13 protein-coding genes and 1 tRNA gene are annotated in these 17,477 nt (G+C 67.3%); 8 read left to right on the top strand and 6 right to left on the bottom strand.

The window, feature by feature from the left end; translation table 11 throughout:
- The first annotated feature begins 196 nt into the window (after positions 1-196).
- The 7 genes from fdnG (at position 197) to BO996_RS15955 (ending at position 9,705) form a co-directional block, all read left to right on the top strand.
- The gene (gene fdnG, locus BO996_RS15985) at positions 197-3,262 is read left to right on the top strand and encodes a formate dehydrogenase-N subunit alpha (RefSeq protein WP_080518199.1); all 3,066 of its coding nucleotides are present in this window, start codon (positions 197-199) and stop codon (positions 3,260-3,262) included.
- Between the two features lie 10 nt (positions 3,263-3,272).
- Positions 3,273-4,202, top strand: a complete 930-nt coding sequence (fdxH, locus tag BO996_RS15980; protein WP_063326298.1) for a formate dehydrogenase subunit beta — start codon at positions 3,273-3,275, stop codon at positions 4,200-4,202.
- Entirely contained in the window at positions 4,199-4,825 is a 627-nt protein-coding gene (locus BO996_RS15975) for a formate dehydrogenase subunit gamma (RefSeq protein ID WP_012205324.1), read from the top strand. The genes fdxH and BO996_RS15975 overlap by 4 nt, the downstream gene beginning before the upstream one ends.
- Positions 4,826-5,031: 206 nt before the next feature.
- Positions 5,032-6,006, top strand: coding sequence for a formate dehydrogenase accessory protein FdhE (fdhE, locus tag BO996_RS15970; RefSeq protein WP_065345705.1), 975 nt, complete (start codon positions 5,032-5,034; stop codon positions 6,004-6,006).
- 14 nt (positions 6,007-6,020) lie between these two features.
- Positions 6,021-7,487 (top strand): L-seryl-tRNA(Sec) selenium transferase, encoded by a 1,467-nt coding sequence (selA, locus tag BO996_RS15965; protein WP_071955582.1) that lies wholly within the window; start codon positions 6,021-6,023, stop codon positions 7,485-7,487.
- Positions 7,488-7,497: 10 nt separating this feature from the next.
- Positions 7,498-9,429 (top strand): selenocysteine-specific translation elongation factor, encoded by a 1,932-nt coding sequence (selB, locus tag BO996_RS15960; RefSeq protein WP_071955580.1) that lies wholly within the window; start codon positions 7,498-7,500, stop codon positions 9,427-9,429.
- A 180-nt stretch (positions 9,430-9,609) separates the two neighbouring features.
- Positions 9,610-9,705, top strand: a tRNA-Sec gene (locus BO996_RS15955).
- A 32-nt stretch (positions 9,706-9,737) separates the two neighbouring features.
- On the opposite strand, the gene BO996_RS15950 is transcribed toward BO996_RS15955, so the two are convergent.
- The 4 genes from BO996_RS15950 to BO996_RS15935 form a co-directional block, all read right to left on the bottom strand.
- Positions 9,738-10,244, bottom strand: coding sequence for an OmpA family protein (locus BO996_RS15950; RefSeq protein WP_013802666.1), 507 nt, complete (start codon positions 10,242-10,244; stop codon positions 9,738-9,740).
- 1 nt (position 10,245) lies between these two features.
- On the bottom strand, positions 10,246-11,475 hold the full coding sequence (locus BO996_RS15945) for a sensor domain-containing diguanylate cyclase (RefSeq protein ID WP_071955570.1): 1,230 nt from the start codon (positions 11,473-11,475) through the stop codon (positions 10,246-10,248).
- Positions 11,472-12,029 (bottom strand): YfiR family protein, encoded by a 558-nt coding sequence (locus tag BO996_RS15940; RefSeq protein WP_013802668.1) that lies wholly within the window; start codon positions 12,027-12,029, stop codon positions 11,472-11,474. Before BO996_RS15940 ends, BO996_RS15945 begins: the two co-directional genes overlap by 4 nt.
- Before the next feature lie 182 nt (positions 12,030-12,211).
- Complete coding sequence (locus BO996_RS15935; protein WP_071955568.1) at positions 12,212-13,036, bottom strand: GNAT family N-acetyltransferase; 825 nt, start codon at positions 13,034-13,036, stop codon at positions 12,212-12,214.
- 99 nt (positions 13,037-13,135) lie between these two features.
- On the opposite strand from BO996_RS15935, the gene selD reads away from it, so the two are divergent.
- Positions 13,136-14,194 carry a selenide, water dikinase SelD gene (gene selD / locus BO996_RS15930; RefSeq protein WP_043781849.1) on the top strand — a complete coding sequence of 353 codons (1,059 nt, stop codon included), beginning with the start codon at positions 13,136-13,138 and terminating at the stop codon, positions 14,192-14,194.
- A 106-nt stretch (positions 14,195-14,300) separates the two neighbouring features.
- Here the strand turns inward: selD and BO996_RS15925 are convergent, their stop codons facing one another.
- Together BO996_RS15925 and BO996_RS15920 are read right to left on the bottom strand one after the other, a co-directional pair.
- Positions 14,301-16,751, bottom strand: coding sequence for a penicillin acylase family protein (locus BO996_RS15925; protein WP_071955566.1), 2,451 nt, complete (start codon positions 16,749-16,751; stop codon positions 14,301-14,303).
- A gap of 156 nt (positions 16,752-16,907) precedes the next feature.
- A complete protein-coding gene (locus tag BO996_RS15920) occupies positions 16,908-17,387 on the bottom strand; it encodes an Lrp/AsnC family transcriptional regulator (RefSeq protein WP_012205315.1) in 480 nt (159 codons plus the stop codon).
- Between the last annotated feature and the right edge of the window lie 90 nt (positions 17,388-17,477).

The following is a 17,477-nucleotide window of genomic DNA, read 5'->3' as shown; positions in this document are numbered from 1 at the left end:
ATCCAGATAATCATTTCAACTGATGATCCCGCCGGGCGGCGCCCCGGCAAGCCCCGCGCAGCAAGGCCTGGCGTGGAGCTTGCGCGCGAATGCCGCACAGGGCGACTCAGGATTAAGGGTTATTTCCCGGATTGATTCCGGGGTGCACTCGTAGAATTTGCTTACAAGCGTCAATTTCTATTAGAAGGTACCCCACATGGTCCAATTCTCCAGACGCCAGTTCATGAAAGTGACTGGTTCGACTCTGGCCGGATCCAGCCTGGCGTTGATGGGCTTCTCGCCCACTGCCGCCCTGGCTGAAGTGCGCCAGTTCAAGCTGGCCGCCACCACGGTCACCCGCCAGACCTGTACCTACTGCTCGGTAGGCTGCGGCATCCTGATGTATTCGCTGAGCGACGGCGCCAAGAACGCCAAGCTGTCGGTGATCCACGTCGAGGGCGATCCGGACCACCCCGTCAACCGCGGCACGCTGTGCCCCAAGGGCGCCTCGCTGCTGGACTTCGTCCACAGCCCGCACCGCCTGAAGTACCCCGAGTACCGCGCCCCCGGCTCCAACGAGTGGAAGCGCATGTCCTGGGACGAGGCGCTGACGCGCATCACCAAGCTGCTCAAGGACGATCGCGACGCGAACTTCGTCGAGCAAAACGACAAGGGCCAGACGGTGAACCGCTGGCTGACCACCGGCATGCTGGCCGCCTCGGCCTCCAGCAACGAAGCCGGTTACGTCACACACAAGGTTGCCCGTTCCTGGGGCCTGCTCGCACTCGATAACCAAGCACGTGTCTGACACGGCCCGACGGTGGCAGGTCTTGCCCCGACGTTTGGCCGTGGAGCGATGACGAACCATTGGGTCGACATCAAGAACGCGGACGTTATCCTGATCATGGGCGGCAATGCCGCTGAAGCACATCCCTGCGGTTTCAAGTGGGTGACCGAAGCGAAGGAGCACAACGGTGCGCACTTCATGGTGGTCGATCCGCGCTTCAACCGCTCCGCCTCCGTGGCCGATTTCTACGCCCCCATCCGGTCGGGCTCGGACATCGTGTTCCTGGGTGGCGTGATCAACTATCTGCTCACGAACGACAAGATCCATCACGAATACGTGAGGAACTACACCGACTTCTCGTACATCGTGAAGGAGGAGTTCGCGTTCGACGAAGGCATCTTCTCGGGCTACGACCCGCAGACACGCAAATACGACAAGTCCAGCTGGGACTATGAGCTCGACGCCGACGGCTACGTGAAGGTGGACGCCAGCCTGCAGCATCCGCGCTGCGTGTACCAATGGCTCAAGCGCCACTACGCCAGCTACACACCCGAGAAGGTGGAGAGCGCCTGCGGCACGCCCAAGGAAAAATTCCTGCACGTGTGCGAGAAGCTGGCATCGACCGCCGTGCCGGGCCGCGTCGCGACCATCCTGTACGCACTGGGCTGGACACAGCACACCACGGGCGCGCAGATCCTGCGCACGGGCGCCATGGTCCAGCTGCTGCTGGGCAATATCGGCGTGGCCGGCGGCGGCATGAACGCGCTGCGCGGGCACTCCAACATCCAGGGCCTGACGGACCTGGGCATCCTGTCGGCCTCGCTGCCCGGCTACCTGACGCTGCCCAACGAAGGCGAGCAGGACTACCAGAAGTACATCGACGCGCGCACGCCCAAGGCCATGCGCCCGGGCCAGATGAACTACTGGTCGAACACGCCCAAGTTCCACGTGAGCCTGATGAAGGCCTGGTGGGGACCGGCGGCCACGGCCGAGAACAACTGGGCCTTCAACTACCTGCCCAAGCTGGACAGGCAGTACGACATGCTGCAGGTGTTCGACCTGATGGCACAGGGCAAGATCAACGGCTACATCGCCCAGGGCTTCAACCCGCTGGCGGCCCTTGCGAACAGCAACAATGTGCGCGAAGGCCTCAAGAAGCTGAAGTTCCTGGTGATCATGGACCCGCTGGTCACCGAGACATCGGAGTTCTGGCAGAACCACGGCGAGTTCAACGACGTGGATCCGGCATCGATCCAGACCGAGGTGTTCCGCCTGCCCACGACCTGCTTTGCCGAGGAAGACGGCGCCGTCGTCAGCTCCTCGCGCGTGCTGCAGTGGCACTGGAAGGCGGCCGAGCCCCCGGGCGAGGCCAAGACCGACATTGCCATCATGTCGGCCCTGCACCTGCGCCTGAAGCAGGCCTATGAGAAGGACGGGGGCAAGTTCCCCGAGCCGATCACCAAGCTGTGGTGGCCCTATGCCCATGCCGATCATCCGACCTCGGAAGAGATCGCCAAGGAGTACAACGGCCGCGCCCTGGTGGACCTGTTCGACCCCAAGGACCCGACCAAGCTCATCCGCAAGGCCGGCGAGCAGCTGGCCGGCTTCGGCGAGATGCGCGACGACGGCACGACGATGGGCGGCTGCTGGATCTGGGCAGGCTGCTGGACCTCGTCCGGCAACCAGATGGCCCGGCGCGACAACAGCGACCCCACGGGCATAGGCAACACGCTGAACTGGGCCTGGGCCTGGCCGGCCAACCGCCGCGTGCTCTACAACCGCGCCTCCTGCGACCGCAACGGCCAGCCGTTCGATCCCAAGCGCACGCTGATCCGCTGGAACGGCAAGGCCTGGGGCGGTGCCGACGTGCCCGACATGGGCCCGACCATGCCGCCGGAGACCACCGATCCGTTCATCATGAACCCCGAGGGCGTGGCGCGCTTCTTCGCCCGCAAGGGCATGAACGAGGGACCGTTCCCCACCCACTACGAGGCCTTTGACAACCCGCTGGGATACAACCCCATGTATCCCGACAACAAGCTGGCGGTCATCAACCCGGCCACGCGGATCTTCGACTCCGTCAAGGATTCGGCGGGTTCGCCCAGCGAGTTCCCGCACGTGGGCACGACGTACCGCCTGACCGAGCACTTCCACTACTGGACCAAGCACGTTCAGCTGAACAACATCGTTCAGCCCGAGCAGTTCGTGGAAATCGGCGAGGCGCTGGCCAAGGAACTGGGCATCGAGACCGGCCAGCATGTGAAGGTCAGCTCCAAGCGCGGCTTCGTCAAGGCAGCCGCTGTGGTGACCAAGCGCATCAAGCCCATGAAGATCGATGGCAAGACCATCCACCACGTGGGCGTGCCCATTCACTGGGGCTTCTCGTCGACGGGCCGCAAGGGCTACATGGCCAACAACCTGACGGCATCGGTGGGCGATGGCAACAGCCTTACCCCGGAATCCAAGACCTTCCTCGTGAAGGTGGAAAAGGTTTAAGGAGCAGCTGATGTCATCAACCATGTCTCTCGATATCAAGCGTCGCTCGGCCACGACGACGCCCGCTCCCAGTGCGCGCGAAACGCACAGCGGCGAGGTGGCCAAGCTCATCGATGTCTCCAAGTGCATCGGGTGCAAGGCCTGCCAGACCGCCTGCATGGAGTGGAACGACCTGCGCGACGAAATCGGAACCTGCGCGGCCGGCGTCTATGACAACCCGACCGATCTGACCGATCAGTCGTGGACCGTCATGCGCTTTACCGAGTACGAGAACGAAGCGACCGGCAACCTGGAGTGGCTGATCCGCAAGGACGGCTGCATGCACTGCGAGGACCCGGGCTGCCTGAAGGCCTGCCCCTCGCCGGGCGCCATCGTGCAGTACAGCAACGGCATCGTGGACTTCCAGCAGGACCAGTGCGTGGGCTGCGGCTACTGCGTCACGGGCTGCCCGTTCAACATTCCGCGCATTTCCAAGAAGGACCACAAGGCCTACAAGTGCACGCTGTGCTCGGACCGCGTGGCCGTTGGCCGCGAGCCTGCCTGTGTCAAGACCTGCCCCACCGGCGCCATCATGTTTGGCACCAAGGAGGCGATGAAGGACCAGGCCGAGCACCGCATCGGCGACCTCAAGCGGCGCGGCTATGCCGAGGCCGGCCTCTATGACCCGCAAGGCGTGGGCGGCACCCATGTGATGTACGTGCTGCATCACGCGGACAAGCCTTCGCTGTACAAGGGCCTGCCCGACGACCCGAAGATCAGCCCCATGGTGTCCCTGTGGAAGGGCGTTGCCAAGCCGCTGGCCATGGCCGCGCTGGGCGCAGCTGCCGTCGGCAGCCTGTTCCACTACATCACCAAGGGCCCGAACGACGTGTCCAAGGAACTGGAAGACGAAATGGACCGCAAGGACCAGGAAGCCACTGAAAAGGAGGCCCGCCGATGAAACGCAATCCACGTGACCTGGTGCGCTACAACGCATCGGAGCGTGCCAACCACTGGGTGGTCGGCATCTGCTTCATCCTGCTGGCGCTGTCGGGCCTGGCATTCTTCCACCCGGCCTTCTTCCCGCTCACGCAGCTGTTCGGCGGCGGGCCGTGGACGCGCATCCTGCACCCCTACATCGGGGTGGTGATGGCGCTGTTCTTCATCATCATGGCGCTGCGCTTCTGGCGCCTGAACGTGGTCGAGCCTCGCGACATCGAGTGGCTCAAGAACGTCAACAAGATGATCGACGGCGACGACCACGACATGCCCGAGCAGGGCAAGTACAACGGCGGCCAGAAGCTGCTGTTCTGGGGCCTGGTCATCGGCATGCTGGCGATCACCGTGACCGGCGCGCTCATGTGGCGCGCCTGGTGGACGCTGCCCGTCAACGTGGTGCGCGCCGCCTCGGTGGTGCATGCCATTGCGGGCGTGTGGATGATCGGCCTGATCATCATGCACGTGTACGCGGCCATCTGGACCCGGGGCACCATCCGCGCCATGCTGTACGGCACGGTGACGCGGGCCTGGGCCAAGCAGCACCACCGGGGGTGGTATCGCAAGATGACCGGGGATAATGACTGACACCCCCTGAGCGGCTTACGCCGCTTCCCCCTCTCTACTCGCTGCGCGAGGGAGGGGGACGGCACCCTCGGTGCGGGGCGGCCCTTCCTCGGTGCCCCCCGCCTTGGGCCGCGCCAGTTTTCACAGACATGGCGTCATACTAGGCATCAGCCTGAGCACCCAGCCGCCCAGCGATCCGGGCGGCTGTTTTTTTGGGATTCATTCCAATGCAACGCATTCTTCAACCCGGCGATATCGAGTCGCTGGATCACACCAGTTTTCCGCGCGTGCTGCTGCCGCAGTTGCCGGGGCTGTTCGTCGAGCGGGCGGCGCGGCTGCGGCAGCTGGCCGAGGGCAATCCGATTGCCGACTATCTGCGGTTTGTGGCACAGATCGTGGACGCGCAGGCCAAGGCGGCCGGGCAGTTGACGCTGGCCGCGCCCGATGCGGCGCTGATAGCGCGGGCGCAGGAGCATTCGATGCCGCTGCTGCCTGCCGCCGACCATATCGATGCCGCCTGGCACGGCGTGCTGGACCGCATGCTCGATGCCCTGTCGGGCGCCGATGGCCTGCCTGCGCCGCTGCAGCCGCTGCTGCAGGAGCTGCGCGCGCTGGACACGGCCGGGCGTGACGAGATCGCGCAGCGGCTGCTGCAAAAGGAAGTGGCGGCCCGCCACGTAGGCATGGCGCCTTTTGTGATGGCTGCACTGCAGGTGGTGTTTGCCACGCGTGCCAGCGGCCTGAGCGCACGCGACGTGCCCTATACCGATCCCGCCTCGATCTGCCCCGTCTGCGCCAGCGAGCCCGTGGCCAGCGTGCTGCGCATTGGCGGCAAGGCGGCGGGCCACCGCTACCTGCACTGCGGCACCTGCTGCACGGAGTGGCACATGGTGCGCGTCAAGTGCTCGCACTGCGAGTCGACCAAGGGCGTCGAGTACCAGGGCATCGATGGCGCAGGCGATACCGTGCTGGCCGAGACCTGCGAGGAATGCGGCAGCTACCGCAAGGTGGTCAACCAGGAAAAGGACCCGATGGCCGAGCCCCTGGCCGACGACCTGGCCTCGCTGATGCTGGACCTGCTGATGGGCGAGGAGACGCGCTTTCAGCGCGCCAGCGCCAATCCCCTGCTCTACGTGGCCTTTGCCGAGGAGCAGGATGAGGCCGGCGACGCGCTGATCGACCCCGCCACGCCTGCTGCCTGACCCTTTCGCACGCCATGACCGATACCGCCGCCCCCTCTGCCGCCTCCCCTGCCTCCTCCCCTGCCCCGTCCGCGCTGCGCCTGCCTGCCGTGGACAAGGTGCTGCTGAGCGCCGACATGCTCGCGCTGCGCGAGCGCCACGGTCTCGATGCCTGCACCCAGGCCGTGCGCGAATCCCTGGCGCAGATGCGGGCCGATGCGCAGGAGCGGCTGCGGTCGGGCGAGCCCGATGCAGGCGCGCCGGGCATCACCGAGGTGGTCCAGGCGGCGGGCCTGCGCCTGGCGAGGCGCTTTGCGCCCCGGCTGCGCACGGTCTTCAACCTCACGGGCACGGTGCTGCACACCAACCTGGGCCGCGCCCTGCTGCCGCAGGAGGCGGTGGACGCCGTGGTGGCCGCCATGACGGCGCCGGCCAACCTGGAGTACGACCTGGAAGACGGCGGCCGTGGTGACCGCGACGACCTGATCGAATCCCTGGTCTGCGAACTCACGGGCGCCGAGGCCTGCACCGTCGTCAACAACAACGCCGCCGCCGTGCTGCTGACCCTGGCCACGCTGGCGGCCGGGCGCGAGGTCATCGTCTCGCGCGGCGAGCTGGTGGAGATCGGCGGGGCCTTCCGCATTCCCGACGTGATGACGCGCGCAGGCGCCACCCTGGTCGAGGTGGGCACCACCAACCGCACCCATGCGCGCGACTATGAAGGCGCTGTCGGCGAACATACCGGCCTGCTCATGAAGGTGCATTGCAGCAACTACGCCATCACCGGCTTCACCAAGGCCGTGAGCGACGCGGAGGTGGCATCCATTGCCCATGCGCACGGCCTGCAGATGGTGGTGGACCTGGGCAGCGGCACCCTGGTCGATCTGCGCGAATGGGGCCTGCCCTACGAGGTCACGGTGCGCGAGACCATCGAGTCGGGCGCCGACATCGTCACCTTCAGCGGCGACAAGCTGCTGGGCGGCCCGCAGGCCGGCTTGATCGTGGGCCGCAAGGACCTGATCGCCCGCATCAAGAAACACCCGCTCAAGCGCGCACTGCGCGTGAGCAAGCTCACCCTGGCCGCGCTGGAGCCCACGCTGCGCCTGTACCTGCACCCCGAAAAGCTGGCCGAGCGCCTGACCACGCTGCGCCTGTTCACGCGGCCCCAGGCCGACATGCAGGCCCGCGCGCAGGCGCTGCAGCCGCTGGTGCAGCAGGCGCTGGGCAGCCGCTATGTGGTGGAAACCGCCGAGATGAACAGCCAGATCGGCAGCGGCGCCCTGCCCGTGGAAAACCTGCCCAGCTGGGGCCTGCGCCTGCATCCGGCCGACGGTCGCCAGGCCGGCCGCCAGCTCACCCGGCTTGAAGCAGGCCTGCGCGGCCTGCCGCGCCCCGTCATCGGCCGACTGCATGACGACGCGCTGTGGCTGGACCTGCGCTGCCTGGAAGCGGCCGACGAACCTGCCTTCACCGAACAGCTGCCGCTGCTGCACATCGCCTGAGGACGAACGCATGATCATCGGCACCGCCGGCCACATCGACCACGGCAAGACCACCCTGGTGCGCGCGCTCACGGGCGTGGACCCCGACCGCCTCAAGGAAGAGAAGGCGCGCGGCATCTCCATCGAGCTGGGCTATGCCTACACGCCGCTGCCCAATGGCGAGGTGCTGGGCATCATCGACGTGCCCGGCCACGAAAAGTTCGTGCACACCATGGCCGCAGGCGCCGTGGGCATAGACCACGCTTTGCTGGTGGTGGCCGCCGACGACGGCGTCATGCCGCAGACGCGCGAGCACCTGGACATCCTGCAGCTACTGGGCGTGCGCGAAGCCACCGTGGCCCTGACCAAGGCCGACCGCGCCACGCCCGAGCGGCTGCAGCAGGTGCGCGCCGAGATCGAGGCCCTGCTGGCCCCCACGCCGCTGGCCGGCGCGCCGGTCTTCCCTACTGCGGCAGCCCTGCCTGACGACGCAGGCGTGGCGCAGCTGCGCGAGCACCTCATGGCGCGCGCCCAGTCCATTCCCGCGCGGGCCAGCGACGGGCTGTTCCGCCTGGCCGTGGACCGCAGCTTCACGCTGCCGGGCCAGGGCACCGTGGTCACGGGCACCGTGTTCGGCGGACAGGTGAAGGTGGGCGACACGCTGGTGCACTCTGCCTCGGGCACCGAGGTGCGCGTGCGCAGCCTGCATGCCCAGAACCAGGCCAGCGAACAGGGCCTGGCCGGCCAGCGCTGCGCGCTCAACCTGTCGGGCATTGCCAAGGAAGCCATCACGCGCGGCGACTGGATCGCCGACGCACGGCTGCTGCAGGCCAGCGACCGGATCGACGTGCGCCTGCAACTGCTGGCCGATGCGCCATCACTGGCCCAATGGACGCCTGTGCATGTGCACATCGGTACGGCGCGCTGCACGGCCCACGTGGCCCTGCTGCAGGACCAGCCGCTGGGCCCGGGCGAACAGGCCATCGTCCAACTGGTGCTGGACATGCCAGTACATGCCCAACCGGGCGACCGGCTCATCGTGCGCAATGCCCAGGCCAGCCGCACCATTGCCGGCGGCAGCGTCATTGATCCCTTTGCACCCGCACGCAAGCGCCGCAGCCCCGAGCGCACGGCCTATCTGCAGGCGCTGGAATCGCTGATTGCCACCGGGGACGCCAGCGCGCTGGTGCAAGGCGCGGCGCACGGCATTGCCACGTCGCAGCTCATGCGCCTGACGGGCCGCGCATCGGTGGCCACGGATGCCCGCCTGCACCGCCTCCCCTTGGCCGAGGGCGATACGCTGCTGCTGGGCGAGGCACGCTTGCAGCAGCTGCGCAACCAGGTGCTGGACAGCATGGCGCGCTTCCACGACAAAAGCCCCGACGAGCCCGGCGTGAACGCCGCACGCCTGCGCCGCATGGCACTGTCGGGCCTGGTGCATGCAGGGCATGACGCGCTGTGGAAGGGCCTGCTGCAAGCCCTGCTGCAGGACGGCAGCCTGGCCGCCAGCGGCGCCTGGCTGCACCTGCCCGGCCACAGCGTGCAGTTGTCGGACAGTGAAAAGCAGATCGCCCAGAAACTGCTGCCCGCCATCGAGGCCGGCCGCTACGACCCGCCCTGGGTGCGCGACCTGGCCCGCGACAGCGCCACCGGCGAGGAAACCGTGCGCCAGCTGCTGCGCAAGCTCGCACGCCAGGGCCAATTGTTCCAAGTCACCAAGGACCTGTTCTACACGGCAGCCCGCATGGACGAACTCGCGGCCCTGGTCCGCGAACTGGCCTCCTCCACCCCCAACGCCGAAATCCAGGCCCACGCCTTCCGCGACGCCACCGGCCTGGGCCGCAAACGCGCCATCCAGATCCTCGAATTCTTCGACCGCATCGGCTACACCCGCCGCCTGCGCGACGCCCACCTGCTGCGCCCCGATGTGCAGTGGACCACTGGCGCCACAGCAAGAATTTGAGGCAAGGGGCCGCTACAATGGCGAGCTTTGCTTCGCCACGGCGCCAGCAACCGGCGCGGCCCAAGGCGAGAGACACCGAGCAAGGGCCGCCCCGCCGCAAGGGTGTCGTCCCCCTCCCCCGCGAAGCGGGTAGAGAGGGGGAAGCGGCGTAAGCCGCTCAGGGGGAGCTTCAAGCCAGAAGGAAAGCATACGCACCCGGTGGTGCGCCCGGGCTTCAAACCCGGTCAGGGGCGTCAGCCGCTCCTGGGTAGGTTCGACTCCTGCTGCTTTCCGCCAATCCCCCGACTCTGATTCCAGCCAGGTTACGGCTATTGCAAGGGCACGACGATGGCCACGCGGCGGTTCTCCGCCGCATCGCTGGGCACCACGGGCATGGCGCGGCCCAGACCCTTGACCTCGATATCCTGGCGCGCCAGGCCAGCTTCGGCCAGCACATCGGCCACGGCCTCTGCGCGGCGCAGCGACAGGCGCATGTTGTAGGCATCGCTGCCGCGATCGTCCGTATGGCCTTCCACGCGCAGCCGCTCGATGCCCACGCCCTTGAGGGCACGGCCCAGCTCCAGCACCTTGGTGCGCGCCTGGGCGCCGACTTCGGCCGAATCAAAGCCGAACAGCAGCTTGCCCGACATCTGCAGCTCCCAGCCCTGGTCTGCCTGCGCAAAACCCTGGCTGCGCAGCAACTGCTGCTGTTCTTCGGTCAGCCCCGGCGCCTTGGCCGGCGCCTGCGGCACCGTCTGGCAACCGACCAGTGCAAGGGCCAGCACTGCGGCCGCACCTGCGCCGCACATCCGGATCCAGCTCCGTCGTTTCAACATGTCATCCTCCTGTGATTCGTTCGGCCTGGCGCATGGCCTTGGCCTGGTACATGGCCTGGTCTGCATGGCGCATCAGCGTCTCCATGCTCTGGCCATGCTTGGGAAAAAGGGCGACGCCCGCGCTGACCGAAGGCTGCAGCACCACGCCGTCGCCAACGACCAGGGGCTCGCGCATGGCGGCCTCTATCTTGTCCTGCACCATCTGCGCATCGCCACCGCCGCCGATGGGATAGAGCAGGATGGCGAATTCGTCGCCACCCAGGCGGGCGACCAGATCGGTCTCGCGCACCTGCGAGCGCAGCCGGGCACCCACCGCCTTGAGCAGCACATCGCCCACGGCATGGCCGTAGGCATCGTTGACCTGCTTGAAGCGGTCGTTGTCCAGAAACAGCACGGCCAGCTTCTGCCCGCTCTCCGCCGCACTGTCCAGCGCCTGCTGCAGTCGCTGCTCGAAATGCAGCCGGTTGGCCAGCCCAGTGAGGCTGTCGCGCGAAGCCTGTCGCTCCAGGGCCGAATTTTGCTGCTGCAGCCGCTCATGGCGCGTCTGCAGCTCGGCCAGCAGGGCGTTGAAGTTGTCGCCCAACTCGCGCAGCTCGGCAATGCGCGCCAGCGGCACGCGCTGGTCCATGGATCGGTCATGGCGCACGGCCCGGGCCACGCGCGCCAGCTGCTGCAGCGGCTCGGCAATGTCGCGCAGCATGCGGCGCGACTGGCGCAGGCCCACATAGCCGCTGATACCCACGCACAGCACCAGCACGATGAAACCTGCGCCCAGGAAGCGGACCAAGCCCACGCCATCGCTGGCCAGCTGCACACTGCCTACCAGCCTGCCGTCCTGGCGCACATCGGCCTCGGCGCGCGGCAGGCCAATGCCCACGGCCAGCAGCTCCCCGATGCTGGACAGCGCCGAGCCACCATGGCCCGACCACCGCACGAACGGGCGGCCCTCGGCATCGAAGACCTCGGCATGGGCCACGCCTTCTCCGCGCAGCAGCTGGTCCAGCACGCGGGCGGCCTCGTCACGGTCACCGAAGACCAGCGATGCCTCGACCGTATAGGCCAGCGAACGGGCCACCAGATGCAGGTTGTTGGACAGGTACAGGCGCAGGGTGGCCACGCCGACGATGAGCAGCAGCGCCCCCGCCAGCGCGATGGCCACCGCCGCCATGCGCAGGTGCGCGCGGCGGATCACGTTGCGCAGGGAGGCATTGCCGGACAGGGACAACTTCATGGCAAGGTCCTGTGGCGCGCCAGTTGCAGCACCTTGGGATTGACACGCAGGCCGCTGCGGGCCACGGAGTCGAGGCTGACCTCGAAGCCCGCGCCCTCGCCACGGCGGCGCAGGCAGAACATGGCGCCGATGCGGCACAGCTCGCCCCGCTCGCTGATGGTCAGCAGCGGCCGCCCGGCCAGCTGCTCCATGAGCTTGCGCCAGGCCGCCTCATCGAGCTGGCCGGCATAAATGCCCTCGCATTCGACCAGGGCGCGCGCATCGACGGGCACCACACGCCGCACCTCCAGCCGCTGGCTGCCCACGGTCTGCGGTGCGCCATTGAGCAGGTCGTCGGCATATTCGGTGGAGCCCACCACGCACAGCCGCAGCACGGGGCTTTCCGTGGGCCAGCGCGTGTAGCCCAGGATGCCTACGACGGTGCGGGTCACCCCCAGCTCATGCTCATCGGCCGCCGGCTCCGCATGTGCCTGCCCCACCAGCCCGGCCTGCAAGGCCAGCAAGCCCACGACCAGCCAGGCCCGGGCAGACAGGCCTTTGATCCTGCAATCCATGCCCCACCTGCGGTGTGTTTGATGTATGCGATGTGTGCGAGCTGCCAACCAAGGCTCCTTGAACGGAATATCCATGCATTGCGCCACGCTGGCGCACTGAAGCATTTTTTCACATATCGACCCCATCGGGCCGACGGGACTGTCACGCCGGGTCGCCCGTGATGGGCCAATGCGGCAACACATCAAAGCGCAGAGGCAGGAAGCCGGTAGTGATAGCCGTAGAGCGCCTGAAAGCCCAGGCTTTCATACAGCCCGCGCGCCACCATGTTGGGCGCACGCACCTGCAGTTCGGCCCATTGCGCTCCCTGCGTCTGCCCCCAGTGCATCAGGCCATGCACCAACGCCCGGCCCAGTCCCTGGCCGCGCAGCGCAGGCGTGATGACGATGTCATACAGGCCCACGCAGCCGCGCTCCACGACGGCCAGGCCAAACCCGACCACCTCGCCGCCCACTCCACCGCCCACTTGCAGCGAAGCAAATGCGGCGGGCCAGGCAATGGACTGCAGCATATGGTGGTGCGCCTGCCTGTGCTGCTCCGGCACGGCGCCGGCCTCGGCAAAGCCCTGCAGCCAGGCCGTGCCAGGCTGGGCTTGAATGGCAAGGGTCCAGCCGTGGTCGTTCGCTGGCGGCGCCATGTCCGTCAATGCGGCACGCATCACCAGGGAAGGGTCGGCCATCAGATAGCCTGCCTGCGCCAGCTGCGCATCCGCCTCGGGACTTGCCAGGGGCGAGAGACGAAAGATGGCAGGCAGGCCCTGGCGCTCGTAGAAGGCCTCGATCTGCGGCAGCAAGGCGCCAAGGCGGGCGCCGGGCTGCTGGGCATTGGCCGAGTTGGCGCGCTTGGTATGGCCCTGCGCAGCGCGCAGCAGCCAGTCGCCGCAGAGCACGGTGCGCTGGGCTGGCCAGGCGTTGAAGCCGCGCTGCTCCACGCCCACCACCGTCTCGGGATCGCATTCCACGGATGCGCGGTCATGAGTGAAAGACTTGGACATGCCCGCTTGTACCATGGCCGCCCGCCGTGCCCGCCCATAATATGGCGCGCCGCCGCGCTGGCGGCAGGCACTCTTTCCCACTACTGCGATCGCCGCCGATCGCCGGATTGCTCCATGACCACAGACACCTCCCAAGCCCCCCGACTCACCTCGCTGTCCCATGGCGGCGGCTGCGGCTGCAAGATCGCGCCGGGCCTGCTGGCGGAGCTGATCGGCAAGAGCGCGCTGCCCAAGCAGTTCTTCCCGGACCTGCTGGTGGGCACGGAGACCGCCGACGACGCCGCCGTCTACCGCATCAACGACGAGCAGGCCATCGTGGCGACCACGGACTTCTTCATGCCCATCGTGGACGACCCGTATGACTTCGGCCGCATCGCCGCGACGAATGCGCTGTCCGACATCTACGCCATGGGCGGCCAGCCCCTGATGGCCCTGGCCATCGTGGGCATGCCCATCAATGTGCTGCCGCACGACACCATTGCCAAGATCCTGGAAGGCGGCGAATCGGTCTGCCGCGATGCCGGCATTCCGCTGGCCGGGGGCCACTCCATCGACTCGGTCGAGCCCATCTATGGCCTGGTCGGCATAGGCATCGTCAACCCCCGCCAGATGAAGCGCAATGCCGACGCCCGGGCCGGCGACGTGCTGATCCTGGGCAAGCCGCTGGGCGTGGGCATTCTGTCGGCCGCACTCAAGAAGAACCTGCTGGACGAGGCCGGCTACCGCGCCATGGTGGAAGCAACCACCCTGCTCAACCGCCCCGGCACGGCGCTGGGCAAGATGGACGGCGTGCACGCGCTGACCGATGTGACGGGCTTCGGCCTGCTGGGCCATGGCCTGGAACTGGCACGCGGCGCGGGCCTGACGGCACGCATCGACAGCCGCAGCCTGCCCGTGCTGCCCACGGTGCAGGGCTTTGCCGAGCAGGGCGTCATCACGGGCGCCTCGGGCCGCAACTGGGCCTCTTATGGCGCGCAGGTTGCGCTGGGCGCCGGCATCACCGATGCGCAGCGCGCGCTGCTGACCGATCCGCAGACCTCGGGCGGCCTGCTCGTGTCCTGCGCGCCGGATGTTGCCGATCAGGTGCTTGCACTGTTTGCCGAGCAGGGCTTTGGCAGTGCCGCCATCGTCGGCCGCATGGAGGCGGGCGAGCCGCGCGTCATCGTGGACTGACGGCCAGCGCATTCCAAAAGCGACGGGGGCCTCGGCCCCCGTTGCTTTTTGCACTCCCGGCGAGCCGCCAGCGAACCGGCGGCCCGTCACCGGGTTACAGGTTGCTTCACTCGCTCACGGTCTGCGTCTTGTAGGCCGGGCTGGCCTGAATGGCGCTGTCGGTGAACGGCAGCTTGAGCCATTGGCGCGCGCCGTAGGCCTTGGTGTAGTCCACGTAGTGGGCCGAGGCCGGGTCGTCCGACAGCGAGAAGGTCAGGAAGGTATGGGCCTCCACACCGGCCGACGGGAAGCTCACCACCTGCATGTAGCTGTTGCCGTGCGGCTGGCCATCCATGCTGTAGCCGCCCTGCTCTATCTTGTTTTCCGAGCAGGTGATGGTGAAGTAGCCCACCTCGCCGCAGCCGCCATACAGCGCGATCTTCTCGCCGCCGCGCTGCGAGAACAGCACGGTGCCGCGCGCCGCATCCATGGCAAAGCCGCTGGCCTGCACGGCCTTCACTGCTTCGGCGAACGCCTTTTGCAGCGCCGCCTTGGCCGTGGGCTTGATGCCTCGCGGCGTGTTGACGGGGTCAGCCGCATCGAAGGGCACGGCATACAGGTCGGCCGATTTGATCTGGCTGGCCACGCGCTTCCAGAACTCATCCCAGACATGGGAGCCCCTGGATGCCGCCGTGCCCGTGCCGTCCCAGGCCTGCAGCGCCGTGCAGGCAGCCGAGACGTCCACCGTTTCACCCGCCGAGGACACGGGGCCTGGACAGACCTGGGCCAATGCCTCGTCCTTGAAGCGCGCGCTGTAGACACGGCTGTCCAGCACCATCTGGCGTACGATGTCGCTGGTGGCCAGCTTGCCCGGGTAGCCGTCCGTGCCCGCCAGCCGCTGCAGCGCCATGGTGTGGCCCAGGCGCGTGCGCAGGCTCTGGGCTGAAGAGGTGGAGCCGAAGATGGCCGGATAGCCGGTCAGCGGCGCCGAGGCATTGGACAGCCAGTAGCTGTCGTTCATGTTGCCCACGTAGTCGCTGCGCAGCAAATTGGGCATGCGTGCGGGGCCGATGGCGCCCGCCTGCACCGAATCCGCATCCGAACTCCAGTCGCACTGGCTGCTGCCACCGGCCAGCACCGGCACCTGGGGCAGCGCCGCGTTGATGGCGGCCGAGGCGGGCGTGGCACAGGCCTGCAATTGCGCGGGCGGCACGTTGGGCACGGCGCCTATGTCGGCATACCAGACCTGGGCATTGCCGCGCCCTGCGGCCACGGTGTTGACCCAGGGAATGGCCGACTCCTCCTTCTGGATGCGGATGAACTCGTCCAGCGACCTGGCCTGGTTCCAGCGCAGCCAGTTGCGGAAGGTGCGGTAGTTGTAGGCGTTGATGTCGCGGATGGCGAACACGCTCTGCGTGGTCCAGCCCAGCGCCGGGTCCATGGCGCCCAGGTTGACCACCGGGCCGTGCACGGTCTTGTACAGCGTGCGCGTGACCTGGTCCTGCCCGCCGGAGGCATTGCGCACGCTCACGGTGATCTTGCTGGCCTGCATGGCTTCGGTCTTGCCGTCGCGCACATAGCGGGTCGGATCATTGGGCGCCAGCTGGTACATGAACAGGCCGAAGCGCCGTGCCGTGGACACGGTATGGCTCCAGGCCACGTCGTTGTTGAAGCCGATCAGCACCATCGGGATGCCCAGAAAGCTGGCGCCACTGACGTCGATCTCGCCGGGAATCGTGAGCTGCGATTGATAGAAGCGGTCCGGCCCCTTCCAGTACCAGTGCGGATTGCCGAACAGCACGCTGCTGCCGCCGCCCGTGGCCTGCTGGCCAAAGCCGTACATGTTGCTGCCGATGCCCGTGGTGCCGCCCACCTGCAATGATGGCGCCACCACCTGCCCCGGCTTGAGCGCGGCCAGCTGTGTCGCGGCCGGCCGGGCCTTCGCCGGCTTGGCCGAGGCCGTTGCTGCCGTAGCCGCTGCAGGCGGCACGGCATTGGCGATCTGGGCCACGAAGTTGCTGTAGCCGCCGGCCAGATTGGCCGTGTACATGCGCCGCCAGATGTCCTGCGCGGTAATGGCCTGCACCCAAGGCTGGCCCGCGCAGGCCGCATTGGTCTTGGCCCCGGCCGGGGTCTCGCGCACCACGCGGTTGTAGCCGGCCACGAAGCCATCGACCAGTTGCTTGAGCTTGTCCGGCTGGGCCTGGATCATGGCGGCCACGGCGTCATCGGAGACGACATGGCGGAAGAAGAAGTCCGAGTCGAGATTGCGCGGCCGGTCGATGGTGCTGTCGTAGACGGCCTGGGCATCGCCGCCCAGGTAGCGCGAGCGCTCCCCGCGGTACGTCAGGAAGGAGTCGGCCATGGTGCACAGGTTGTCCTGCGCCTGGGCATAGCCGGCGCCATAGCCCAGGCCCGTCCAGTCCTTGGCCTTGATGTGCGGAATGCCCATTTCCGTGCGGCGGATCTCCGCGCTGTACTTGCTGCTGGAGCCGTCGCCCGAACCGCCGCAGGCCGCCAAGGCGGCCAGGCAAATCAATGACAGGGGCTTCCATCCACTGCGAACCGCTGGGTACATGCTTTGTCTCCTAGTGTTATGCGTACACAAAGAAAGGCCCCTGTTTGTACGGGGGCCCACAACAGCATAGGAGGGCCGCAAGGGACTGCCTACCCGGCAGTTTCACTAGCAGATGTCAGAGACCCGACAGTGGTTGCAATGGCTGCAGCGCGCCCCTCAGGCAGCGGATTCGCCCGGCTGGCTCAGGGCCGCCGTGGTGCGCCGGTCGATCTTGCGGCTGAGCACCACCGACGTATAGGTCTGCTGAATGCCGTCGATCAGGCCGATGCGGTCCAGCAGCGCATCGAGCTTTTCATTGCTCTCGCAGCGCACGAACACCATGTAGTCGTACTGGCCGCTGACGGCAGAGACCTCCTCGACCTCGGTGAAGCGGTTGAGCGCCTGCATGACCAACGTGGCCGTCTTGGGCTGCACGCGGATGCCGCAATACGCCCGCACGGCAGACTGCTCCACGCGTGCGCCCAGGCGCACGCCGTAGCCGGCGATCACGCCCTCTTGCTCCAGCCTGGCAATGCGCGCCACCACCGTGGTGCGCGCCAGATTCATCTGCCGAGCCAGATGTGCGGTGGAAGCCCGTGCATTGGTCTGCAGCAGACGCAGCAGCTGGCGATCGGTTTCATCAAGACGGTATTCCATGCGGTTCCCTGGATTTCAACGGCAAGCACCCATGGAGGCTGCCCGGATGTGGTTCCACATTTCGGCAGAGATCTCCCCCAATCCGGCGAT

It is taken from the genome of Delftia sp. HK171 (assembly GCF_001886655.1).
In the GTDB taxonomy this organism is placed as follows: Bacteria; Pseudomonadota; Gammaproteobacteria; order Burkholderiales; family Burkholderiaceae_C; genus Comamonas; species Comamonas acidovorans.
Note: the sequence above shows the minus strand (reverse complement) of the source record. Positions and strands in the feature narration are given on the sequence as shown.